This is a genomic window from Vibrio sp. HS-50-1 (assembly GCF_024747315.1).
In the GTDB taxonomy this organism is placed as follows: Bacteria; Pseudomonadota; Gammaproteobacteria; order Enterobacterales; family Vibrionaceae; genus Vibrio; species Vibrio diabolicus.
This window is the reverse complement of record NZ_JAMPZF010000024.1, coordinates 560,561-584,239: the sequence shown is the minus strand read 5'-3', so window position 1 is coordinate 584,239 and position 23,679 is coordinate 560,561. Positions and strand designations below refer to the sequence as shown.

The following is a 23,679-nucleotide window of genomic DNA, read 5'->3' as shown; positions in this document are numbered from 1 at the left end:
TTTTACAAGCCGAAAAAACTATTTACTCTCGATTAAGTACACTTCTTCAGAGAAGCGACTTAAGCCTTTTTTCGCAATTTTAGGATGGTTTTCATCAGCTTCATCTACGTTCAAACAGGTAACTTTGTAACCTGAAAATAACTGCTCAATCTCTTCGACTGGCACACTAAATGGAGGCCCCGCCATCTCTTCTTGAGGATAGTTGAGTGTAACAAGCAAAATACGACCACCTGGATTCAAAAGTTGCTTGAGACGCTCTACATACTCCTCTCGCATATCTTTCGGTAAAGCAACCAACGCGGCGCGATCATAAATGATATCGGCTTGAGATACTGGTGCAGTGAAAAAGTCCCCAGTATAAATAGAGAGCTCATCAAATTGATAAAGCTCGTGCATACCATTAACAGGCGTCACGGTTGGCGTATAAAAATGTTCAGCAAAAAAGGCACGAACAGCGATATGGCTCAGCTCAACACCTTCAACTGAATCATGCTTCATCGCTAACCAAATCAAGTCTTCTGACTTTCCACACAAAGGCACTAACACTTTGTCTTCACGCTTTGGGTTTGTGTGTTGCCAATATGCAGGTAATAGCGGGTTTACATCTTCCAAGTGAAATCCGATTTGATTACTGGCCCATTTATTATGCCAAAACTCTTGGTCTCTCATTTTACTTTCTACTTGTCGGCTGATTTTCATTTTGAGAAGTAAGACTAACGATTTTTTTCAATTTGTCTATGCCGTTCATCTTTGGTTAATACAGCGGTGGTAGGATATAAACGTTCTTATAGGAACCACGCCTTTATCTGATAAACAGAATAAAGAAAAGAGAAATGGTGATCTAACGCACGATTCCACTTCAAGACAAAACTGAAACCTTGGAATCTTTCGTAATGACCCCATTAATAAGTTAGTACCTGATTTGCCGAACTTAGCGACCTTTATGTTCCCTATTTTCTAAGTACAAGCAAGTTAAGGAGAGTGAATGAGCTTATTTCTTCGTACTACAGCATTGATGCTTTTGGTACTTAGCCGTGCACCGGCATTTGCCGCACTTCCAATTACCCCAGCGCCGAGTGGCGATCAAAATCGTTCAACAAGTCAAAACGAAGTTTGTTCGAAACTCTTTAAACATAGCCTTAGCGGCTTGTATGGTATTCAGTCAATCGACGCAACTCCAACTCAGCCATACACTGACTTCGACATTCTTTACAGCAAAGCTCACCAAGCACAATTTGAGCTTGAAACTATCTGTAAAAGTACCGCACTTCTTAATGATGCTCAGCCATACTTCGCAGGCGTAAAGTCCAAACAACGAGCAGAAGAAAAAATAGCTTTGGAGTTAGATGGCAAAGTCGAACGCATTACTGACCTAGCCCGTGCCACGATTGTTGCTGAAGACGTCGCGAGCTTAGTCTCCATTTATGAAACCTTAGAGCGTGAAACAACAATTGTTAAAGTAAAAAATCGCTTCAAAAAACCTGGTCCTTCAGGCTATAGAGACTTGAACTTACTCGTTCGTTTACCAAAGACAAATCTAGTTGCCGAAGTTCAACTGCACTTAAAAGCCATCGCAGATGTGAAAAGCGGTCCTGAACACGACCTATACGAAAAAATCCAGAAACTAGAACGCCAAGCGATGATGGAGAAACGCGAACTAAGCGAACTAGAACTCACTTCTATTCGCAACATGCGTGCACAGTCTAAAAACTTGTACCAACAAGCATGGCAACCATACTTAACAACGCACCTAGAAGCAGCGTAATCCATATCATTAAGATATACTCAAAAACAGAAAAACCACCGCATTGCGGTGGTTTTCGTTTATATGCGACACAAGTTTTACGCAAAAAAAAGACCACGCCTTAGCGTGATCCATTTATTCGGCTTACTGTACTTTCTTCAGGTTTTCTACACGAGCTTTTAACTTCTGACCCGGGCGAAAAGTCACTACACGTCGAGCAGTAATTGGAATATCTTCACCGGTTTTCGGGTTACGACCAGGTCGTTCATTCTTGTCACGAAGATCAAAGTTACCAAAACCTGACAGTTTTACCTGTTCGCCACTTTCCAGTGCCTTACGAATCTCTTCAAAGAACACTTCCACCGTTTCCTTGGCGTCCCGCTTACTAAATCCTAATTTATCAAACAGGTTTTCTGCCAGTTCGGCTTTTGTGAGCGCCATAAAACTTTCCTCAAAGCTATGTTAAACAATGCTACGTTAGTGTAGCGCCAGAGCAGTTTTACCCTACCAATTCAACAACATATCGGGGTTACATCAGGAAGTGTATGACAAGCTTATGATTTTCGCCAACTTTTTTCTTGGCGAACAAAAGGAATAGCACTATGTAAATTATTGTTAAACGCCAACATTTTGATATTTTTGTTTTTGTTTTCTCTTTAATAGGAAAAACATCCAGCTGATAAAACTAAAAGTAGTTTAAATATCAACATTAAACACTATTTAATAAAAATATCAGATATTGGTTATTTAACAGACACTTGACATAGAACTTGTCGTAAATTCAGTGATTTGTATGTAACTCGATACGTAACAATTAGATTAAAAGGTATGACCACCTGTACTTTGCAACTGTGCTTAGAAAGCTTGATTAAACCCACGCTTCTCGCTGTTTAACGATGACGCCATATACAAAGATTGATAATGTGGAAGTTCGTGTATTTCCTCATTAGCTTCTTACACTGCTTCTAGGCGACCATGATTAATCAAATCATAAATATTCTTTTCCCTGTTTTTGCTCTTGTCGGCGTCGGCTATTTGGTAGGTCGTTACATCAAGCCTGACTTTCGTCCAATCAACCGCATTAACATAGAGGTTTTCACACCTGCGCTGGTGTTTTCTTCGCTCGTTAACATGCCGTTAGACTCGAATCAGGGACCACTCCTTTTTGCAGCAATTGTCGCGGTTTTGGTTCCCGCACTACTCATGATCCCAGTATGTCGATTGACGTCACTGTCGTTTAAAACCTGGGCACCACCACATATGTTTCGCAATAGCGGAAACCTTGCTATTCCTTTGTTTACCTATACGTTTGGAGAAATTGCGCTATCCTCAGCAGTACTGCTATTTGTCGTGTCAGCATGCTTGCACATTAGTTTAGGTGTAATGCTACTTAGTCATGGCAACCCTTTTAAGCAAATAGTCAAGATGCCAATCTTTTTAGCTGCGTCGTTGGCTCTGTTTCTCAACGTGTCAAATGTGGGTGTATGGGCACCTTTATACGAAGCGACTGCTCTACTTGGCCAAGCGGCAGTACCCGTGATGCTTTTATCCCTGGGGGCGCAAATGTGTCATTTAAGAGTGGACGGTTTAAAGGTTGGTGTATTGTGTACCGTGCAGTCGCTTGCAACTGGGGCGGTTGCATTTGCACTTATTTATTGGTTAATTCCCCTTCCAACGATGCAATTGCAAATGATGGTACTCTTCACAATGCTGCCACCAGCCGTCATGAATTACCTATTTGCGGAAAGGCTGAATATAGAGCCCATGAAAGTGGCGTCAATGGTACTATTTGGCAACTTTTTCAGTATTCTTACGCTCCCACTTCTGCTTAGCTATACCCTCTCACTCGCCGCCTAGCCGCCAATAAGCTAGCGTTAGCGTCTGTTGGCGGAAAAACGATATATGCCAAATCTCGATTAAGCGCTACCTCAAGTTTGGTCCAGATTTTTGAGGTTGTGGGAGGTGACGTAAACGGCCTAGTACGTGAATCACAATAAGACAATGCTCAACATAAAAAACCCTGCCGATTTGACAGGGTTTTTAGTTTCTTAAGAGAGATAGTTCATCTAACGCTTAGTCACGTAGAGACGCACCAAACTTCTCAGAAACGTGAGCAACGATAGCGTCTACCGCACCTGCGATATCTGCATCTTCAAGCGTGCGCTCAACTGATTGTAGAGTCAGAGCGATTGCTAGGCTCTTCTTACCTTCTTCAACGCCTTTACCTACGTAAACGTCGAACAGCTTCGCATCTTTAAGGAACTCGCCACCTTGCTCTAAACAAGCATTAACGATGTCACCAGATGCTACCGCTTCGTCCACAACTACTGCGATGTCACGACGGTTTGATGGGAATTTAGAAAGCTGAACAGCTTCTGGGATCACTTTACTGTTGATTGCAGACCATTCGATTTCGAATACGATAGTACGACCGTTTAGACCGAACTTACGCTCAAGCTCAGGGTGAACGGTACCGATCACGCCCACTTCTTTGCCATCTACGATGATTGCCGCAGATTGACCTGGGTGAAGTGCTGGGTTAGCTTTTTTGCTTTCAGGTGACAGTGCAGCGAAAGAGTAGGCTTTTTCGTTCGCAGATAGCTCTAGAATCGCTTCTAGATCGCCCTTAATGTCGAAGAAATCAACGGTGTTAGTTTCGATATCCCAGTGCTCTTCACCACGAGTACCAGCAATAACACCTGCAAGCATAGGCTCTTGGCGCATGCCGTTTTCTGCAGATTCACATGGAATGAAACGTAGGCCGTATTCGAATAGACGAACGCGTGGCTGTTGACGTTTCTGGTTGTGAACAACCGTGTTCAGCAGACCTTGGATAAGACCAAGACGCATTGCTGACATGTCTGCAGAAATTGGGTTTGGAAGCACTAGAGGCTCAACACCAGGTACAACTAGCTTTTGTTGCTCAGGCTCAACGAAGCTGTATGTGATTGCTTCGTGGTAACCACGGTCAACAAGAAGATCACGAACGCGTTTCAGTGGAAGATCCGCTTCAACGTGGTTGTGCATCTTAAGTGCTGCTGCTGGGTGTTGGTTAGGAATGTTGTCGTAACCGTAGATACGGCCAACTTCTTCAATCAAGTCTTGTTCGATAGCGATATCGAAACGCCATGTTGGCGCTACTGCCATCCAACCTTCTTCTGAAGCTTCAACAGTCAAACCTAGGCGCTCTAGGATTTCTACTACGTCAGCATCAGCGATGTGGTGACCTAGTAGGTTGTCTAGCTTCGTACGACGTAGAGCAACTTTGTTTGGCTTAGGTAGGTCTGCTTCAGACTCTACTGCAACAACAGGTGCTACTTCACCGCCACAGATTTCAACAAGAAGCTGAGTTGCACGCTCCATTGCGCTCACTTGTAGTGCGTAATCCACACCACGCTCGAAACGCATTGAAGAATCAGTGTGAAGACCATAGCTACGAGCGCGACCGCGGATATGGTCAGGTGCAAAGAATGCACACTCTAGTAGAACGTCTTTAGTCTCAGTTGTTACACCAGACTCTTCACCACCAAAGATACCTGCGATTGCAAGTGCTTTGTTGTGGTCAGCTACAACTAATGTATCTGCATTTAGTTCTGCTTCGCTGCCGTCAAGAAGTGTTAGCTTCTCACCTTGCTCAGCCATACGAACTACGATGCCACCTTCGATCTTCGCTAGATCGAATGCGTGCATTGGTTGACCTTGCTCTAGAAGAACATAGTTAGTGATGTCTACAACAGGGTCGATAGAGCGAATACCACAACGACGCAGTTTCTCTTGCATCCATAGTGGCGTTTCAGCTTGAACGTTTACGTTCTTAACAACACGACCTAGGTAACGAGGACACGCAGCAGGAGCTTTCACTTCAATAGACACTTTATCGTCGATTGAAGGGGCAACTGCTTCTACTGATGGCTCAGTCACGTCAGCACGGTTTAGTACGCCAACTTCACGAGCTAGACCACGAATGCTGAAACAGTCAGCGCGGTTTGCTGTTAGATCTACGTCTACCGTTACGTCATCTAGACCTAGGAATTCACGGAAATCAGTACCGATTACTGCGTCTTCTGCTAGTTCCATGATGCCGTCTGACTCAACATCAATGCCTAGTTCAGTGAACGAACAAAGCATGCCGTGAGATGGCTGGCCACGTAGTTTCGCTTTTTTGATTTTGAAATCGCCTGGAAGAACAGCACCAACTGTTGCTACCGCTACTTTCAGACCTTGGCGACAGTTAGGTGCGCCACAAACGATGTCTAGAAGCTCTTCTTCGCCTACATCTACTTTAGTAACGCGAAGTTTGTCTGCGTCTGGGTGTTGACCACATTCAACAACGTGACCCACTTTAACGCCAGTGAAAGAACCCGCTACAGGAAGAACGTCGTCTACCTCTAGGCCGGCCATTGTAATTTGATGAGTGAGTTCGTCAGTAGTAACCGCTGGGTTTACCCACTCACGAAGCCATGATTCGCTGAATTTCATGTTGATGAACCCTCTGGATTACTTGAACTGTTTTAGGAAACGAAGATCGTTTTCGAAGAACGCACGTAGATCGTTCACGCCGTAACGAAGCATCGTTAGACGCTCAACACCCATACCGAATGCGAAACCAGAGTATTTTTCAGGATCGATGCCTACGCTACGTAGTACGTTCGGGTGAACCATACCGCAACCTAGAACTTCTAACCATTTACCGTTTTTGCCTTTCACGTCTACTTCAGCTGAAGGTTCAGTGAATGGGAAGTAAGATGGACGGAAACGTACTTCTACTTCTTCTTCGAAGAAGTTACATAGGAAATCGTGCAGGATGCCTTTCAACTGTGCAAAGTTTACGTTCTCATCAACCAGCATACCTTCCACTTGGTGGAACATTGGCGTATGCGTTTGGTCGTAGTCGTTACGGTATACACGGCCCGGTGCGATGAAACGGAATGGTGGTTTACCATTTTCCATCGTACGGATCTGTACGCCTGACGTATGAGTACGAAGCATCAAATCTGGATTGAAGAAGAAAGTATCGTGGTCAGTACGCGCTGGGTGATCAGCGGCAATATTTAGCGCATCAAAGTTGTGGAATGCATCTTCGATCTCTGGGCCAGCTTCGGTGTTAAAACCAAGTTCGCCAAAGAACTTCTCAATACGCTCTACAGTACGAGTTACTGGGTGTAAACCACCGTTCTCAATACGACGACCTGGTAGTGTTACGTCGATTGTTTCTGCTGCTAGTTTCGCTTCAAGCTCTGCACGTTGTAGTGCGTCTTTACGAGCTGCGATAGCTTGCTGAACTACGCCTTTCGCTTTGTTGATTTCTTGACCAGCTTCACGGCGTTCTTCTGGTGGTAGTTTACCTAGGCTTTGAAGTTGAGCAGTTAGCTCACCTTTTTTACCCAGATACTGAACACGCACTTCATCAAGTGCGACTAGCGATTCGGCAGCTTCAATTGCAGTGCTCGCGCTAGCAATGATCTCTTCTAGATGTTGCATCGTTTCCTCATCTACCTGTTGGTAGTGTCCATAAGGGAGTGATTGGTTTTTTGATAGCTGTACATAGTAGCCAAACCGGGCACCAATGCCAAATTGAATTACGAAAAGAAGAGGTTATTGAATAAAAAGAGCACAAAAACGTCAAAAATGTCATCTTTCATTAATCTGACGTTAAGTTGTGCCCTTTTGTTTTAGAAATAATATTGAATAGATAGCTCGATAAAATCGTCATCTCGGGCGAAATAGAGCAAATCGTTTGGCGTTTCATTTTTGAACAACCAAGCATCAATTTGCCACTTAAAGTTATTCGATATTCGGCTCGAGGCTTCTAACTTGGCATTGTAAACATCGGCGTTATCTAAATCCTTTGTGATTCCCGTCAACACTTCCGTTCCGTCCTCGTCGTTGAGCGCCCAACGAATGCCTGCAAACACATCATTTTGACCGATAGTTTGTGCGTTATTCCCACGACTGTCGTAGAGGTACTCACCAATCACACCCACATCCCAAACCGTGTCAAATGCGCCAACGAAGGTGTACTCAAATCCCGTCACAAGACCGACATGATTATCAGCACTATCTCGATAAACACTTTCCAGTTTCCATAACCAATCGCCAACGATTCCTTGTACATCGAGACCGACATGACTCATCAGAGCGTAGTAAGGCTTTAATTCCCCGTACTCAAAACGAAAGTAAGGATCCCGGTTTGTTCCATATAAATAGCTCAGGCCTACGTCCCAATCGCCAAGCATTTTCGAATACCGAAAAGCCACATCTACCTGCTTTTCTTCTCTGCTTGATTCATAGATAGCATCATCTGAGACAACAGGTTCGGTTCGCAAGCGCCCGTCAGTACCCGCAAACGTTCGTTCCCTAAAGTAAGGTAATAACATTGCATGGACGGTGCCCCACTCTTTGAATGAGGTAAAATGCAACATCGGCTGACCGAGCTTATCTTCACCATCGACGGCTTCAATGGCGTCTGTCTGGTTTACTACATCAACCAAATGGGCGGATTCCGTCACTCCCCAAAAGACCTTACTAATCCCAACTCGAAGCTCATAATCATCCCAATAAGTCAGATAAAGCGCCTCTCTTATGTCTCCATGACTTCGCTCATCGTCTAGACTATCCAAACGATAGAAAGGTGTGAGGGTAAAGCTCGCATCACCATTTTGCATCTCCCAGTAAAATTCTGGCTGCAAAACCAATGACGTTTGCGCTTTGCTCTGACCCTGAGAGCCAGAATCAAAAAACTGACGATGCTCAATATTGACTTGTCCTGCAAGCTCAATGGCGGCAAGAGGCATCGAGTAAAGAGAGGTTGCTGCGCTAAGCAACAACCCAACATTTGATTGCTTCATTTCTCCCCCATTACCTCACTCGCTTTAACACATTCTTATGAAAATCATTGTCTTCTAGCCCAGTGTTAAAGCGCATTTCACTTGTTGTTAGCTCAGTGCTTTTTCCTGTTTGATGATTTGTCATCGCCATGGTGTGCGCTCGCCAATATTGGTTGAGGTACTGCTTGTAATCTGAGAAAGAAAGCGTTTTTAACAACGACCCTTTGCGATCGTAAAACTCAACTTTCAGTGGGCGATAATGCGCTTTATCTAACCACACCGTTTGCTTGGTATAACCTGAATTTTTGTCTGTAGGGATTTGCTCTATGACGAAAACATCTTGCCCATTTATGGTGTCATCTTTTAAGTAATTGAAACGATATTTTTCGATCTCAAAAGAACTGAGATCCTCATACGCAAATTCACTACCCATAAAAGGGCCTGATTTGTTACGCGAGGAAATACGTTTCACACGCTTCAATGCTGGAAGGTAAAGCCACTGGTCATCGGCACCCACTGTATGAGAGTGGTTGAGAAACGCGGTGCCTTTCACATCTCTTGGTTCATCAAATATTGTGAGTCCTTTGTCACCATCGTCCTCAACTTCGAGTGATTGAAGGCGCATTAAACGTGTGCTGCTTTCTCCTTGTGCGTTCCGCAGAATCATTTTCATAGTAGCAACAGAATCCCCCCACCCTTCATCACGGGCTTTGCGCTCTTGAGCAATTTCTAATCCTTTCGCTTCATCCGCTAACACCGCATGACTCATAAAAAGCGAGACAGAAAGTGCAGATACTTTTAAGGCATTTTTTAGTAAATTCATGTTCAATCCTTTGATTCGTTATGACTGAATAACAGCCGTGGTTTGAGAGTCAGTTGATTTAAGCTTGTTTCGGCGGTCCACCTCGTCGTAGACGCCTTTGTCAAACAACATCAGTAGAGTCGGTAGAAAGATGAAATCCACAACAAGAGCAATGAAGATAACAATGGCACTCAACTGTCCCATATCGGCATTTAAGCGGAAGCTCGACATCGCCAGAACAGAGAAACCAGCAACAAGCACGACAGTCGTAATCCAAAGCGCGCGCCCCACTGTGCGAAAAGCGTAACGAACCGCTTGTTCCGCGCTATGGCCATCTTTACGAGCGTGTTGGTATTTAGAGAGAAAATGAACGGCATCATCAACCACAACGCCAAGCGTCAACGTCACAACAACAGACAACCCCAAATTAATTTCACCAGAAACCAGCGCCCAAATACCAAAACCAATAAGCGCAGGGGCGATATTCGGGACCAGGCTGATTAAACCGAGCTTGAACGAGCGTAAGGCAAAGATCAGTAATGCCGAAATTAAGACCAGAGTGATAGGCAAGGTTGACAGCATGCTAGCCATATTCGTTTCGCCAATATGCGCAAACATCAGTGATGGACTAGAAGCAACAACATCATACTGAGGCGCGTTTTCGTTAAACCATTGGTAAATACGATTTTCCAAATCAACAAGCTCGACGCTGCCCAAGTTCTCCACGGTGAGAACCATCTTGATTGACGACTTATCAACATTGATTTGGTTGTTCAAATCTAAGCCATACGGTAGTGACATTTCATAAAGCAGCAGATATTGAGCCGCTAATTCTCTGTCTTGAGGGAGCGAGTAATAAGCCTGATCATCTCCATGCATGTTCTTGTTTAGGCGCTTATAAACATCGCTCAAGGTCGCAACATGGTCCGTTTCTGGCTGCAACCTTAGCCAGTCAGTAAATTTACCCACGGTATTGAGAAAATTAGGATCCGCAATACCCTGCGATTCGTTAGTTTTTATCGCGATACTGATGTTCGCCATGCCACTGATTCGCTCTTCCATAAAATCAGCCGCTCGACGAAATTCATTGCTATGACCAAAATATTCGACGGATTCATCGTTGACTTTGTTCAGCGGAATCAAACTCGCACTCGCGACAATAACAAGCACCGACAACGGCAATAACGCATGTCGCTTTGACACCACGAAATCCCCTAAGTGATCCATAAAGTGCTTTCTTTCATCAGCAGTGTCTGACTTCACCCTAACAGGAAGGATATGAAGTAACGCCGGAAGTAATGTGATGGAAAGGAAACAAGCAATCATGACGCCAAGGGCTGATAGGTTGCCAAAATCTCTCAGGATTGGAGAATCCGACATATTCATCATTAAAAAGCCGATCGCGGTGGTAATGGAGGTAATCAGGATGGGCATGAAATTGAGTGCAATACTTCGCTCAATAGAATGGGCTTTACTAAAGCCGTTTTGCATAGACTGACGCATCGTCGCTATGATATGTACACAGTCGGCGACGGCAAGCGTCATCACCAAGGTAGGCACATTAACTGTCGCCGTGCTTAAGAACATACCAGCCCATCCTGATAAGCCCATTGTCACCATAACTGAGCCGATAATAACGATGAGTGTCGCGATGACGCTAAGCAATGAGCGCAACATGATGGTCAGAAACACCAATATCACTAGTAACATAGTAGGCACTAATGTTGCGCTATCATCTTGGGCAGCGGTCATAAACGCGTAGTTCATTGCAATAATACCAGCCTTGTGGAACTCAGTATCCGGGTACACTTGCTGATAACGCTCAATCATTCCGTTTATGTAGGCAACCACTTCTTGTACTTCAGCGGTTTTATCGACCTCAGGGAGTTGGACCGTAATATTCACGACCGTGACATCCCCTTTTTCGGAAATCAGTGAACTTTTCAGAACCGGTTCACTCAACGCAATACTTTTGACTTTCTCGATTCTCTGAGGCGTCAATTCATATTCGCTATACAGTAAATCTTCGACAAGAAGATCATCTTCAAACGCTTCGGTATGCTGGTAGTTGGCAAGGGAATCAACACGGGTGGAGTATGGGACTTGCCACGCCTCGTCAGTGATCTGCTGAATAAGAGATAAGGTGTTAGGAGTAAAAACAGTGCCACTTTTTGGCGCTATGACCAAAGCAAGACTGTCAGATTTTGCAAAGGTAGTCTGAATTTCATCAAACGCAAGTAACTGCTCATTTGTTCCATCAAAAAAGATGTCGTAATCCCCTCTAAAGTAAAGATTTTTTCCTCCAATAGTTGCTATAACAATCAATAAAACGGTAGCAAGCACAACCAACACACTGTAATTCGTTGGTAGCTTGACCCAGCTCATTCGGGCTTGTTGTTGAACGTTGTGATGTGGCATCACACTCTCCTTTTGTGACGTTTCGTCAAATTTAAAAACTAAAAAAAACAGCGAATGCTGTGATAACCAGATAACTTCAACATATAAAAATCAGATCGAATTTATTTGGTTATATAAGTTAGTTTTTGAGTAACTTCCTATACTTCTCGAGATCGGTAACTTGAGTACCAATTTCTATTTTTTGACGATTCGTCACAATGGTGTAATAAAAAAGCCAACTAAAATATTAGATGGCCTCTATAACGATTAGCGATTCACAGACTCTAAATAAGCAAGCTCTTCGCTGAACAATTCCTGTTCCACTCGACGCCACGTTTTACGGTAATCCCACTCTGTCGATAAAGGTGACCACCCTAAACCATCAAGTAACATATTCGCGTTATGCAGTACTGAGAATGGATCTTGAATTCGCTGAATACATCGACTGTTCGATGCATTTTGCGCTAGAGCGTTTGAACCGAAGGCAATAGACCAGTTAGCAAATACGATGGCATCAGAACCAATTGCGGGAGAGAACTTAAGGTCTCCACATTCCACCGCATTATTCACCAACGCATCAGCACCATCTATTACTTGTTCTTCTAAGTTGTTCAATTCATTCACACGCTTAGGCGAAGCTTTCTCTAGGACCCAAGGCGTCTTTGCAACAATCGCACAGGTTGATAGTACAGGCTCCATACGAGCGTAAATACGATAACCTACATGCATAGCAATGATTTTTTCTCTGGTATTGCCATTGAACTTAGCGGTACGTTCGAAAAATATTGCCTCGCTTCTCAGCGAGTGAATACAAAGCGCAAGAATCACATCTTCTTTGCTGCAAAAATGATTGTAGATCGTTCCCTTCGAGTAAGGGCTTGCCGCTGTGAGCTTGTCCATCGTTAAGTTGGCAAAGCCTTGCTCTTGAACCAGAGACTTAGCCAATTGAATAAGCTCTATTTCACGATCAGCAATCGCCTGTTGTTTTTTAGTTAGCCCTGAAGACGTACGACATCCGTCTTGCTTGCTATCTTTTTTACAGCGAAAGTTAAACATAATCCTTTGATCCGTATACCAACACACTCCCAATAATTGTAACACGATTCTTGAATACAGGAACGCCACTAAATTTGACGAACCGTCATAAATGACACTTCGTCATAATAGATCAAAAAACAAACATTGCAAGTATGAATTTATAGCTAACCGAAAAATAAGCATTACTTATATATAACCAAGTAACATCAAGATGCTTGGTTCAGCGAGAATGATTTGATTGTAAGGAAAATCTAGAGTGGAGTGCGGGGACACAACCCCAAAAGTCAGAACTTTAAAAATTGGACAACGAGTGATATTGAAATGATGTTATTCAAAAAAGCCCAAAACACTTAAAGTTTGGATTCAAAACAGCAACTGGATGCTCTATTTACAAAGTGTGTTCTGTCTTGGGCTTTTCTTTTACTGCTTCCTTTCAATATTAGAGCTGAAAAACTCAATAACATGGTGAGAAAAGCGATTCTCTTTAAGTAAAAGACTGAATTTCTAAATCGAGAGGCTTGGTTTATCACCTGCAGATGCAATGGCATAACGAATATCGTCAATAAATCGCCCTTCTGTCTCGATAATTCCATCAGAGAATGTGACTGGTTGATGTGGCCCTGCAAGTAGAACAATATTTGTAAAATCAGAGACGTTGAAGTTCTCTGCCACTACATTTTTGGAATGAAAATCGATAACCGTTTTCGCAACTTGATCTTCCAACTGCAAAAGCTGCTCTTCGGTAATTTTCATGCGCGCCAACGCCACACGAACGCATTTATCGTGGGTTGTTGTCTGTTCTTTTATGATTTCCGTATATTTATCATTGAGCTTGGAATTTTCTGCATAGCTGTAATATAACGGCCCGTGCAACGTTATATTTTTATCTTCATCAACGTAAACAAGATCCAATAACTCCAAAGCGTTTAGGTAATCAGACATGCTCTGCTCAGACAAATCATACTTTTTCTTTAAAATGGAATATCCATCTTTGCCTCGCAGCATTCTCAATTCACGATAAAAATCGTAAAGATGGGGAAATTGAAAAAAGACTTCATCTTGCGTACGGCTAAAGTAATCCTCGTCTTCACCTTGTAATTGATTCGCAAGCTTTTGTAGTTCATCTAACGTGCAATCAACAGCTCTACAATATTCAAGCAGTTTATCCAAAGCGAGATTTGTGCTTGTTAAGTGTCTCTTAAAAGTGGACAGGGGCATGCCCATTTTCTCAGATAGCTCTCGATATGTTAGCCCTTTTGTTTTAATCGCTTGGCGTAATGCGGCTAGCAAGTATTCGGGAGTCAGATCTCTCATCTACAATTCCTTTTGGCAATGTTACAGCTGTATAGTATTTGTAACAATTTAGAACCGCTTGGCAAGGTATAAGTTCATATTTTTATAAGAAAAATATGAATTAATATATCGAAATCAAAATTCACACAATAAATGGAAAATTCAATATGAATTCAATTTCATTATGAATATAAAATGATACACAAAACAAAAGTGAAGCAATTACTCTAAATTATCGCAATTAATTTTAATAGTAACGTAGAGTTGAGAATATAAACCTATTCGCTCTGCAAAAATCTAGAATAATTAACCTAAAAGGAACAGAACGGTAAATGCATAATAATTCACCGCTCTCTGTTAGCATTTTTGCAATGCTATTCAAGTAGACTAGTCCGCCAGTTTCACTGCAGTACCAAATGCCAAAATTTCCGAAGAACCATCTACGATTGAGCTTGTGGTAAATCGAATCCCTACAATTGCATCGGCACCTTTAGATTCAGCGTCTGCTACCATGCGCTGTATAGCTATATCACGCGCGTCGGTCATCATTTCCGTGTAACCGCGAATTTCGCCGCCAACAATGCTTTTGATACCCGCCATGAGGTCACGACCGATGTGTTTTGATTGAACAACATTACCAGTTACAACCCCTCTTATTTCAGAGATCTGCTTGCCCGGAATGCTTTCTGTCGTTGTGTAGATCATTTTTAGTCCCTTATAAGCGTAAAATATATACCCAAGCCATTTTATTACCAACAGAGCAGCGATCACTAATCAAATCGGGAAGACTGATAGACAAGATTCTGAATGGCAAAACTGAAAAATATTTGGGTATATATTTTAGCAATAAAAAAGGAGAGCTAATGCTCTCCTTCTCTTAATCCTAAACTGCTAATTAAAGAGCAGCTTTCGCTTTTTCAACTAGAACTGCAAATGCAGCTTTGTCGAATACTGCGATGTCCGCAAGGATCTTACGGTCGATCTCGATAGATGCTTTCTTAAGACCGTTGATGAAACGGCTGTAAGATAGACCATTTTGACGAGATGCCGCATTGATACGTGCAATCCATAGTTGACGGAATTGACGTTTCTTAGCGCGACGGTCACGGTAAGCGTATTGACCAGCTTTAGTAACTGCTTGGAAAGCTACGCGGTAAACACGTGAACGCGCACCGTAGTAACCTTTAGCTTGTTTTAGAACTTTCTTATGACGTGCACGAGCTTGTACACCACGTTTTACGCGAGGCATTATGCTTCTCCTAAACTAAACGATTGATAACTAAAAAGAATTAAGCGTATGGCAACATACGGATTACTGCAGCCACTTCACATTTTGGAAGGATTGCATTCGGACGTAGTTGACGCTTGTTCTTAGTAGTACGCTTAGTCAGGATGTGACGTTTTGTAGCGTGCTTGTACTTAATACCACCAGCAGTTTTCTTAAAACGCTTAGCAGCACCTTTGTTGGTTTTCATCTTAGGCATGATGAATAACTCCGCATTGAGTAGGTTTAATAAACAACGTAATTAGGGCGAATAAAACCCAGCCGTTATGCCTTTATCGAAAGGAAAGCGGCTAGGTTTTAATTACTTGATGAGCCGTTAATTACTTCTTTTTAGGGGCTAGCACCATGATCATCTGGCGACCTTCAATCTTCTTAGGGAAAGATTCAACTACAGCAAGTTCTGCAGTATCTTCCTTAAGACGATTTAGAACGTCAACACCGATGTCTTGGTGTGCCATCTCTCGGCCACGGAAGCGAATTGTTACCTTCACTTTGTTGCCTTCTTCAAGGAAACGCGTCAGGTTGCGTAGTTTTACCTGATAGTCTCCAATATCAGTTCCAGGACGGAATTTTACTTCCTTGATCTGGACCTGCTTTTGCTTCTTCTTCTGCTCTTTAGCAGTTTTGCTCTTCTCGAAGAGGAACTTACCATAGTCCATCACACGACAAACAGGTGGCTCGGCGTTAGGACTGATCTCAACGAGATCCATACCAGCTTCTTCAGCAGCTGCAATGGCTTCTTGAATCGATACAACACCAACTGATTCACCGTCAGCGCCTGTTAGTCGAACTTCACGAATACCACGAATTTCACCGTTGATACGGTGCGGGTTTTGTTTTACCGGCTGTTGGCCACGTCTTCCGCCTTTAATAGCTTATTCCTCCAGATTGAGCTTACGGCTAGAGATCTCGTCTTGGATGTATGCAATAAAATCATCCACTTTAAATTTACCAAGATCTTTACCTTTACGAGTACGTACTGCAATTTCGCCAGCTTCCATTTCTTGGTCACCAACAACAAGCATATACGGTACACGCTTCAAAGTATGTTCGCGGATTTTAAAGCCAATCTTCTCATTTCTCAAGTCCGCTTTAGCTCTAATTCCACTTTTTTGTAGTTTTTGTACTATTTCTTGAACATAACCTGACTGTTTATCAGTAATGTTCATAAGAACTGCTTGTTCTGGCGCCAACCAAGTTGGGAAGAAACCAGCATATTCTTCGATAAGGATACCAATAAAGCGCTCTAGTGAACCTAGAATCGCACGGTGAATCATTACCGGTACAAGACGTTCGTTATTTTCACCTACATAAGTAGCGCCTAGGCGACCTGGTAGGTTGAAGTCTAGCTGGACAGTACCACACTGCCAAGCGCGGTCTAGACAATCGTATAGTGTGAATTCAATCTTAGGACCGTAGAACGCACCCTCACCTTCTTGAATTTCGTATGGGATATCCATCGATTCAAGAGACTGCTTCAATGCTTCTTCAGATTGATCCCAGATTTCATCTGAACCTACACGTTTCTCTGGACGAGTAGACAGTTTCACTACGATGTTGTCGAAACCAAATGTTTGGTACGTATCGTACACCATCTTGATGCAGTTTGTTACTTCTTCTTGGATTTGGCTCTCAGTACAGAAAATGTGAGCATCATCCTGAGTAAAGCCACGTACACGCATAATGCCGTGCAGTGCACCAGATGGTTCGTTACGGTGACATGAGCCGAACTCTGCCATACGTAGCGGTAGGTCGCGGTACGATTTTAGACCTTGGTTGAAGATCTGTACGTGACCTGGACAGTTCATTGGCTTAATTGCGTATTCACGGTTCTCAGAAGAAGTTGTGAACATTGCATCAGCGTATTTATCCCAGTGACCTGAGCGTTCCCAAAGAACACGGTCCATCATTAGCGGACCTTTTACTTCTTGGTAACCGTACTCATCTAGCTTAGCGCGGATGAATACTTCCAGATCACGGAAAATAGACCAACCATTGTGATGCCAGAACACCATACCCGGTGCTTCTTGCTGCATGTGGAATAGGTCTAGTTGCTTACCAATCTTACGGTGGTCACGCTTCGCTGCTTCTTCTAGGCGAGTTAGATGCGCTTTCAGTGCTTTCTTATCGTGGAAAGCCGTACCGTAGATACGTTGAAGCATTTTATTGTCGCTGTTACCACGCCAGTAAGCACCTGCCACATTCAATAGAGTGAAGTGTTGACAGAAGCTCATGTTAGGAACGTGAGGACCACGACACATGTCGATGTATTCTTCATGGTGGTAAAGACCTGGACGATCATCACGAGATACGTTTTCGTCTAGGATTTCCACTTTGTATGGTTCGCCACGTGATTCAAACGTATCACGCGCTTCCTGCCAGCTTACTTTTTTCTTAACAACTTCGTACTTGGTTTTCGCTAGCTCTTTCATACGCTTTTCAATCTTTTCAAGATCTTCTTGCGTTAGAGACTCATCTAGATCGATATCGTAGTAGAAGCCGTTGTCGATGGTCGGACCAATCGCCATTTTAGCTTGTGGGTAAAGCTGCTTAAGAGCGTGACCAAGAAGGTGAGCACAAGAGTGACGAACGATTTCTAAACCGTCTACTTCATCTTTTACTGTGATGATTTCAAGGCTTGCGTCTTCTTCAATTAGGTCACACGCATCAACGCGGTTACCGTTTACACGACCAGCGATCGTTGCTTTTGCAAGACCAGGACCGATCGATTGCGCAACTTCCATAGTAGAAACTGGGTTGTCAAATTGACGCTGACTGCCGTCAGGAAGAGTAATAATAGGCATGCTATGTCCTTTACAGTGGTGTTGCACACCAAGCAACACATGTTATTCAAATTAGAAGCTATTTGTTGAAAATAGTTGAGAGTCAATAAAGGCCTCTCGGTAACACGAATACCGGACCGTTATCGAAAATGGGATTGTACCTAGCTCACATTTAGATTGCAAAGCGCGATTTTGTTTTATCATAAGAACTTAACCTCAGGCCCCGTCACGACAATCTGATGATTATTCTTAAGGGCTCACATCATTTGTAAACGGAGTTACCCCCTCCCAATAGAACTTGAATACACAACTGGTATAATAGTTCCTGATACATATTAACCAACACAGGACCCAGCACACCTAGTTCCACCTCAAAGTGCAATTTAGGTATATAGTTGTTTTATTGAGTAGTTTGCATGTAGGTGTTCATCATGATCTATTTCAAATCGCGCTTTATGGGGCTTCTAAGCATTTCGATATGCTGTGTACCAGCCATGGCATCAGATGACCTGTATGGGCCGCTACGTTCTTACGCACAATCTCCGATGCAAGTGGTTAGCCATACCAATATACTGCGCTCAGGACATAGCCTTCCCTCTGACTTTGTCGAAACCTATGGCTCAGGAACCGTGGCTAGTGTTTGGGCTCATACTGATGAATACGCACTGGATTATTACCACAACCAAATCGAAATTGGCAGCAAGTGGCAAATCAATAGCCGTTGGCAATGGGAACTCAATTATCGGTGGGTTTTTGCCGCTGATAACCATTTAGATGGACTGACTAAAAGCTTCCATAACCTTTTCGGTATCGGACAGAATGGCCGAGACAAAGTAGACAGAGATCGTTTTTACATATCAATGCCGCAATATGATGTGCTAGAAGATGATTTCGAAGGACAAACGCTTGCCAACAACTTATCTACTTATTTGCAATATCAAGTGTTTCAGAATGAACATCACGGCCTATCTATTGGTGGCAGCTTATATTTTAATGATGTTGCTCACGGGACTTTTCAAGGCAGTAATTTCGAGCAAGGCTTCCAAATAAATTACAGTTATTTGAGTGACGCCCATGCATTTTACTCGATGGTTGGCATGACTTTTCGCTCAGATGATCGCGCCTTGCTGGATCTACCCTATCGGCATAATACGATTGCCGTTGCAGCGGGGTACCGTTATGCGTTGGAAGATAACCACCACCTGATGTTTGAATACCATTGGTATCAAGGCTCAACAGAAGGACCCGCAGAGTTTGCTGATGCCTCTAATGAACTGGTATTAGGCTATCGATATCTAATGGAAAACTCCGCGCTTGAGTTTTTAGCCGTAGAGAACGCACGAAACATGGATAACAGTACCGATATCGCTTTCACAATAGGATATCGGTACATATTCTCATCAAGTTGATGAGAACTATAGATTTAGCGTTGGTGCAACCGCGGCAGCGACTTGAGCATCAGTTGCATTGATCGGCAACGTAAACGAGCGATATTGGTCACCAGCCAAGCTGAGCGAACGGTCAATCTCCGCCAAACAATGCATGACCTGCCCTTCCAGAATAAAAGAAAGCTCAATTTCTTTTGATGAGATAAAGCCGTTATTTCGGAACTCTAGCTCTTGATAAATTCCAGAGCGAGAAGCAAACGAGCCACCGCGCAAAAAGCCTTTTTCAACATCGGCTTTAACCATAGTGAAGCCAGCTTGCTCGATCGCTTGAATAACCCGAGATGCTACTGGTAGTGGTTTCACTTCAATATAGTCACGGTCACGCGGGTCAATCGCAAAATCAATATCTAACGTCGTTTCAACCCAAACATGGCATTGATTCTTAAGTGCGCTAACCGCAGTAATTGGCGTTTCATCATGCAGTTTTAGCTCAAACGGAATCTGCTTCTCTTCATTAGGTTGAATCACAAAGGGGTCTACCGCCTTCAGCTGATCAATAGTGAACGTTTGGTAACTTACGCTATCATCCACTTCGACTTTCATCTCTGTGTTCAACTTAATAGTAATAGCATCAATTTGTTGTTCGACGTCTCCGCCTTTGATATGAACATGCCCTTTCAGCGTCGCTCCTTGAAACACGCTCATTTCGTCTAAAATCGTATCTACTTTTGCAGAACCGATCCCCAGTGATGCTTTCAATTTTTTAAACATGTTTTTCCTTTTTAGCGACTTTTCTTCTAATAATCGTTTGTTTACACAATTGTTTTATACTCTGCAAGCAATAGACCACAAGAAAATGTTCGAATTCCATCATCAATCCAAATAATACTCAGCAGCAAGAGTCATTCAGCCCCACAATAGGATTGTTCTTTCACTAAGTGGGGCGTTCGTCTAGAAATGTTTGCAATTTGTACCTAAATTAAGCAGTATTTGTATAGTCAAATAAAAGGGAATCATTATGTCTGCACCACTCTACATTCAAATCAAACAATTTATCCTCGATAAAATTGATGCTGGAGAGTGGATAGTCGGTCATCGTATCGCCACAGAGATTGAGCTTACCGAGCAATTTGGTGTCAGTAGAATGACAGTGAACAAAGCAATTCGGGACTTAGTTAATGAGGGCCGATTACAACGTCGCCCACGCTTAGGTACGTTTGTGTGTGATCCTGGTGAAAAGTCAGAATCTCCTCTGTTAGACATTCGAAACATTGCCGAAGAAGTCAGCGACCGAGGGCGACAATATAGCAGTAAAGTGCTCAAACAAGTTGCCATAAAAGCAGATGACAGCATTGCGACAAAACTCGGCGTCATGCTTGGCACAACGGTGTTTTACAGTGAAATCATTCACTATGAAGACCAAACGCCTATTCAATTAGAACTCCGCTGGGTGAACAGCCAATATGCCCCGAGTTATTTAAATCAAGACTTCACACAAATCACTCCGAATCAATACCTGTCAGATAATTGCCCACTCAACGCTATTGAACATACTGTAGAGGCAATTGTGCCTGACGGCCGTATTAAGCAAGACTTAAAAATGCAAGCCAATGAGCCTTGCCTTCTCTTGAATCGCAGAACGTGGAGCCAAGATAAGTTAGTCAGTACCGCCCTACTTTATCACCCTGGTAACAAATATAAGCTGAGCTCAAAAGTGCTCATTTAATGACAAGATCGGTCCTCTAGATCTACGTTTTGATCACATTTTAGCAACATCAATCTTGTCAGTGTTCTTATTTTGCTCTATTTATTTGTATATACATTTAATAATACAAATAAACACAGGGACACAAACATGGATTTGCTGATTGAAAACGCACGTCTGGTCACCATGCAGTCGGGAGAGCGCGGTTATCTGCCAACGTCTCCTGCTCGTATTGGCATTCAATCTGGAAAAATCGTTGCGATCAGCACCTGTGCAATTGGTGAAGACGAACCGCAAACCGAGTCTCTGCTGTCTGCCCAGCATTACGCTCAGAGTATCGACCTTCAAGGCAAGCTAGTTCTGCCAGGTTTGATCGACTGCCACACTCACCTTATTTACGCGGGCAATCGTGCCAACGAATTTGAAATGCGCTTAAACGGCGTGCCATATCAAGAAATTTCCAAACAAGGCGGTGGGATACTTTCAACGGTGCATGCGACGCGTTCAGCAACCGAAGCGCAATTAGTTGAGTTAGCGTTGCCACGTTTAGACGGGCTACTCGCGAGCGGGGTCACTTCTGTCGAAGTGAAATCAGGCTACGGATTGACACTGAATGACGAAGTAAAAATGCTCCGTGCAGCCAAAATGCTTGAACAAGAGCGCAAAGTTAAAATCACCACTACACTTCTTGCCGCTCACGCCATTCCGCCTGAGTTCCAAGGCCGTGCAGATGACTATATTGAGCACATTTGTCAGGACATAATCCCTGTTGTCGCAAAGGAAGAATTAGCCACGAGTGTCGATGTTTTTTGTGAATCGATTGGTTTCAATCTTGAACAAACAGAAAAAGTGTTTGTAGCTGCAAAACGACACGGCTTAAAGGTTAAAGGGCATACAGAGCAACTTTCGAATCTCGGTGGTACAGCCCTCACTGCGCAATACAACGGTCTGTCAGCGGATCACATCGAGTTTTTAGATGAGCAAGGTGTTAAAGCACTTGCTCGCTCAAACACTGTCGCCACTCTACTGCCTGGCGCTTTTTATTTTCTAAGAGAAACTCAGTTACCACCGATTGAGTTGTTGAGAGAGCATAACGTGCCGATGGCAATTGCTACGGACGTCAACCCAGGTACATCACCGTTTTCTGATCTCACACTCATGCTGAATATGGCGTGCACACTATTTCGCCTTACGCCGCAAGAAGCACTGCGTGGTGTAACGCAACATGCAGCCAAAGCTCTGGGTTATCAAAATTCACGTGGCGAAATCAAAGTAGGGTTTGATGCGGACTTCTCTATCTGGGATATCGAAAGCCCTGCAGATTTAAGCTATCAAGTCGGAGCAAAACGTCTGGTAGGTCGTATAGTAAATGGTGAATACATTTCACACGGAGGCCAATAATATGTCTCAATTCGACCTACATTCTCCCCTATTTCATTGGCAAGGCCGTCATGATGCCGAGGACGGCAAGCTTGGTCAGCGAATTCATCACGTGGTTCAACGCCAGAAAGCAGATGAGTTAGGGGCAGTTGCGCATGGCGTCTCATTACTGGGTTTTGCTACGGATGCTGGCGTAGCGAGAAACAAAGGACGCATTGGCGCGAAAAAAGCGCCAGACTTAATCCGACGAGCACTCGCTAATTTAGCATGGCACCAAGACGTCCCACTATATGACTTAGGCACCGTGGTGTGCGAAGACGACTTACTGGAAGAGAGCCAATCTCTATGTGCGGCAACCATTTCAAGCGCACTACCTCATACGCCTGTCATCGTGTTAGGTGGCGGGCATGAGATTGCGTGGGCCTCGTTTTCCGGCTTAGCGGAGTATTTTAAAGCGCACTATCCAGAGAAGAAGCCTAAAATCGGTATCATAAATTTCGATGCGCATTTCGATTTACGCGCATTCGAGAGCGGCATCGCCGACATCAAACCAAGCTCTGGCACTCCCTTCAACCAAATTCATCATTTTTGCCAACGCAATGATTGGGACTTTCATTACGCTTGCATTGGCGTAAGCCGCAGTAGCAACACTAAAGCGCTGTTTGAAAAAGCAGATGCGTTAAATGTTTGGTATGTAGAAGACAATCAGCTTTGTTACCTAAACCACAGTTATCACTTAACTCAGCTTCAACATTTTATTGACGACTGTGATTACCTCTATTTGACCATTGATCTGGATGTATTTCCCGCCGCAACCGCACCTGGGGTCAGCGCACCTGCGGCTCGAGGAGTAAGTTACGACACAATTGCACCATTTTTAGATCGAATTCTTCATTACAAAAATAAGCTCATGCTGGCTGATATCGCCGAATACAACCCTAATTATGACGTCGATAGTCAAACTGCACGCTTAGCTGCCCGTTTGTGTTGGGATATCGCCAACGCGATGGCGGAAAAGCAACACAAACCATAACGCA

Annotated in this window: 21 protein-coding genes; 6 read left to right on the top strand and 15 right to left on the bottom strand. The window is 43.5% G+C overall.

Features of this window, described 5'->3' with window-relative positions:
- Window positions 1-18: 18 nt before the first annotated feature.
- Window positions 19-669, bottom strand: a complete 651-nt coding sequence (locus NDJ01_RS12255) for a thiopurine S-methyltransferase (protein WP_258586753.1) — start codon at window positions 667-669, stop codon at window positions 19-21.
- A gap of 316 nt (window positions 670-985) precedes the next feature.
- Here NDJ01_RS12255 and NDJ01_RS12250 point away from each other — a divergent pair, with 316 nt between their 5' ends.
- Window positions 986-1,765 carry a RelA/SpoT domain-containing protein gene (locus NDJ01_RS12250; protein WP_085343174.1) on the top strand — a complete coding sequence of 260 codons (780 nt, stop codon included), beginning with the start codon at window positions 986-988 and terminating at the stop codon, window positions 1,763-1,765.
- Window positions 1,766-1,888: 123 nt separating this feature from the next.
- On the opposite strand, the gene ihfA is transcribed toward NDJ01_RS12250, so the two are convergent.
- Complete coding sequence (ihfA, locus tag NDJ01_RS12245) at window positions 1,889-2,185, bottom strand: integration host factor subunit alpha (protein WP_005377899.1); 297 nt, start codon at window positions 2,183-2,185, stop codon at window positions 1,889-1,891.
- 534 nt (window positions 2,186-2,719) lie between these two features.
- Between ihfA and NDJ01_RS12240 the strand changes: the two genes are divergently transcribed.
- Entirely contained in the window at window positions 2,720-3,601 is an 882-nt protein-coding gene (locus NDJ01_RS12240) for an AEC family transporter (RefSeq protein ID WP_161442284.1), read from the top strand.
- Between the two features lie 216 nt (window positions 3,602-3,817).
- On the opposite strand, the gene pheT is transcribed toward NDJ01_RS12240, so the two are convergent.
- From pheT to thrS, 12 genes are all read right to left on the bottom strand, one after another.
- Entirely contained in the window at window positions 3,818-6,223 is a 2,406-nt protein-coding gene (pheT, locus tag NDJ01_RS12235) for a phenylalanine--tRNA ligase subunit beta (RefSeq protein ID WP_258586752.1), read from the bottom strand.
- Between the two features lie 18 nt (window positions 6,224-6,241).
- A complete protein-coding gene (gene pheS / locus NDJ01_RS12230; RefSeq protein WP_005385470.1) occupies window positions 6,242-7,225 on the bottom strand; it encodes a phenylalanine--tRNA ligase subunit alpha in 984 nt (327 codons plus the stop codon).
- A gap of 191 nt (window positions 7,226-7,416) precedes the next feature.
- Complete coding sequence (locus NDJ01_RS12225) at window positions 7,417-8,592, bottom strand: hypothetical protein (RefSeq protein ID WP_104969330.1); 1,176 nt, start codon at window positions 8,590-8,592, stop codon at window positions 7,417-7,419.
- 10 nt (window positions 8,593-8,602) lie between these two features.
- Window positions 8,603-9,394 carry an outer membrane lipoprotein-sorting protein gene (locus tag NDJ01_RS12220; RefSeq protein WP_005395903.1) on the bottom strand — a complete coding sequence of 264 codons (792 nt, stop codon included), beginning with the start codon at window positions 9,392-9,394 and terminating at the stop codon, window positions 8,603-8,605.
- An 18-nt stretch (window positions 9,395-9,412) separates the two neighbouring features.
- Window positions 9,413-11,791 (bottom strand): RND family transporter, encoded by a 2,379-nt coding sequence (locus NDJ01_RS12215; protein ID WP_258586751.1) that lies wholly within the window; start codon window positions 11,789-11,791, stop codon window positions 9,413-9,415.
- A gap of 246 nt (window positions 11,792-12,037) precedes the next feature.
- The gene (locus tag NDJ01_RS12210; RefSeq protein WP_005395898.1) at window positions 12,038-12,826 is read right to left on the bottom strand and encodes a TetR/AcrR family transcriptional regulator; all 789 of its coding nucleotides are present in this window, start codon (window positions 12,824-12,826) and stop codon (window positions 12,038-12,040) included.
- A gap of 486 nt (window positions 12,827-13,312) precedes the next feature.
- Window positions 13,313-14,122 carry a helix-turn-helix transcriptional regulator gene (locus NDJ01_RS12205; RefSeq protein WP_182018914.1) on the bottom strand — a complete coding sequence of 270 codons (810 nt, stop codon included), beginning with the start codon at window positions 14,120-14,122 and terminating at the stop codon, window positions 13,313-13,315.
- 366 nt (window positions 14,123-14,488) lie between these two features.
- The gene (locus NDJ01_RS12200; protein ID WP_005377919.1) at window positions 14,489-14,806 is read right to left on the bottom strand and encodes a heavy metal-binding domain-containing protein; all 318 of its coding nucleotides are present in this window, start codon (window positions 14,804-14,806) and stop codon (window positions 14,489-14,491) included.
- 190 nt (window positions 14,807-14,996) lie between these two features.
- Window positions 14,997-15,350 (bottom strand): 50S ribosomal protein L20, encoded by a 354-nt coding sequence (gene rplT, locus NDJ01_RS12195; RefSeq protein WP_004727974.1) that lies wholly within the window; start codon window positions 15,348-15,350, stop codon window positions 14,997-14,999.
- A 40-nt stretch (window positions 15,351-15,390) separates the two neighbouring features.
- Entirely contained in the window at window positions 15,391-15,585 is a 195-nt protein-coding gene (rpmI, locus tag NDJ01_RS12190) for a 50S ribosomal protein L35 (RefSeq protein WP_005377932.1), read from the bottom strand.
- Window positions 15,586-15,706: 121 nt separating this feature from the next.
- Window positions 15,707-16,258 carry a translation initiation factor IF-3 gene (infC, locus tag NDJ01_RS12185; RefSeq protein ID WP_074191168.1) on the bottom strand — a complete coding sequence of 184 codons (552 nt, stop codon included), beginning with the start codon at window positions 16,256-16,258 and terminating at the stop codon, window positions 15,707-15,709.
- A gap of 3 nt (window positions 16,259-16,261) precedes the next feature.
- Entirely contained in the window at window positions 16,262-18,190 is a 1,929-nt protein-coding gene (thrS, locus tag NDJ01_RS12180) for a threonine--tRNA ligase (RefSeq protein WP_005395892.1), read from the bottom strand.
- 410 nt (window positions 18,191-18,600) lie between these two features.
- Here thrS and NDJ01_RS12175 point away from each other — a divergent pair, with 410 nt between their 5' ends.
- A complete protein-coding gene (locus tag NDJ01_RS12175) occupies window positions 18,601-19,578 on the top strand; it encodes a DUF3187 family protein (RefSeq protein WP_237308386.1) in 978 nt (325 codons plus the stop codon).
- Window positions 19,579-19,584: 6 nt separating this feature from the next.
- Here NDJ01_RS12175 and NDJ01_RS12170 read toward each other — a convergent pair whose 3' ends face one another.
- Complete coding sequence (locus NDJ01_RS12170; protein ID WP_134646802.1) at window positions 19,585-20,328, bottom strand: sporulation protein; 744 nt, start codon at window positions 20,326-20,328, stop codon at window positions 19,585-19,587.
- Window positions 20,329-20,575: 247 nt separating this feature from the next.
- Here NDJ01_RS12170 and hutC point away from each other — a divergent pair, with 247 nt between their 5' ends.
- From hutC to hutG, 3 genes are all read left to right on the top strand, one after another.
- Window positions 20,576-21,283 (top strand): histidine utilization repressor, encoded by a 708-nt coding sequence (gene hutC, locus NDJ01_RS12165; protein WP_046874833.1) that lies wholly within the window; start codon window positions 20,576-20,578, stop codon window positions 21,281-21,283.
- A gap of 129 nt (window positions 21,284-21,412) precedes the next feature.
- The gene (gene hutI, locus NDJ01_RS12160) at window positions 21,413-22,663 is read left to right on the top strand and encodes an imidazolonepropionase (RefSeq protein WP_114322440.1); all 1,251 of its coding nucleotides are present in this window, start codon (window positions 21,413-21,415) and stop codon (window positions 22,661-22,663) included.
- 1 nt (window position 22,664) lies between these two features.
- Entirely contained in the window at window positions 22,665-23,675 is a 1,011-nt protein-coding gene (gene hutG / locus NDJ01_RS12155; protein WP_104971555.1) for a formimidoylglutamase, read from the top strand.
- Window positions 23,676-23,679 lie beyond the last annotated feature (4 nt).

Coding starts and splice junctions, on each gene's coding strand:
- hutC (WP_046874833.1), top strand. CDS start 20,576: ATGTCTGCACCACTCTACATTCAAATCAAACAATTTATCCTCGATAAA.
- rplT (WP_004727974.1), bottom strand. CDS start 15,350: ATGCCTCGCGTAAAACGTGGTGTACAAGCTCGTGCACGTCATAAGAAA.
- NDJ01_RS12215 (WP_258586751.1), bottom strand. CDS start 11,791: ATGCCACATCACAACGTTCAACAACAAGCCCGAATGAGCTGGGTCAAG.
- rpmI (WP_005377932.1), bottom strand. CDS start 15,585: ATGCCTAAGATGAAAACCAACAAAGGTGCTGCTAAGCGTTTTAAGAAA.
- NDJ01_RS12255 (WP_258586753.1), bottom strand. CDS start 669: ATGAGAGACCAAGAGTTTTGGCATAATAAATGGGCCAGTAATCAAATC.
- thrS (WP_005395892.1), bottom strand. CDS start 18,190: ATGCCTATTATTACTCTTCCTGACGGCAGTCAGCGTCAATTTGACAAC.
- ihfA (WP_005377899.1), bottom strand. CDS start 2,185: ATGGCGCTCACAAAAGCCGAACTGGCAGAAAACCTGTTTGATAAATTA.
- NDJ01_RS12170 (WP_134646802.1), bottom strand. CDS start 20,328: ATGTTTAAAAAATTGAAAGCATCACTGGGGATCGGTTCTGCAAAAGTA.
- NDJ01_RS12240 (WP_161442284.1), top strand. CDS start 2,720: ATGATTAATCAAATCATAAATATTCTTTTCCCTGTTTTTGCTCTTGTC.
- hutI (WP_114322440.1), top strand. CDS start 21,413: ATGGATTTGCTGATTGAAAACGCACGTCTGGTCACCATGCAGTCGGGA.
- NDJ01_RS12205 (WP_182018914.1), bottom strand. CDS start 14,122: ATGAGAGATCTGACTCCCGAATACTTGCTAGCCGCATTACGCCAAGCG.
- NDJ01_RS12200 (WP_005377919.1), bottom strand. CDS start 14,806: ATGATCTACACAACGACAGAAAGCATTCCGGGCAAGCAGATCTCTGAA.
- pheT (WP_258586752.1), bottom strand. CDS start 6,223: ATGAAATTCAGCGAATCATGGCTTCGTGAGTGGGTAAACCCAGCGGTT.
- NDJ01_RS12220 (WP_005395903.1), bottom strand. CDS start 9,394: ATGAATTTACTAAAAAATGCCTTAAAAGTATCTGCACTTTCTGTCTCG.
- NDJ01_RS12250 (WP_085343174.1), top strand. CDS start 986: ATGAGCTTATTTCTTCGTACTACAGCATTGATGCTTTTGGTACTTAGC.
- NDJ01_RS12225 (WP_104969330.1), bottom strand. CDS start 8,592: ATGAAGCAATCAAATGTTGGGTTGTTGCTTAGCGCAGCAACCTCTCTT.
- NDJ01_RS12210 (WP_005395898.1), bottom strand. CDS start 12,826: ATGTTTAACTTTCGCTGTAAAAAAGATAGCAAGCAAGACGGATGTCGT.
- hutG (WP_104971555.1), top strand. CDS start 22,665: ATGTCTCAATTCGACCTACATTCTCCCCTATTTCATTGGCAAGGCCGT.
- NDJ01_RS12175 (WP_237308386.1), top strand. CDS start 18,601: ATGATCTATTTCAAATCGCGCTTTATGGGGCTTCTAAGCATTTCGATA.
- pheS (WP_005385470.1), bottom strand. CDS start 7,225: ATGCAACATCTAGAAGAGATCATTGCTAGCGCGAGCACTGCAATTGAA.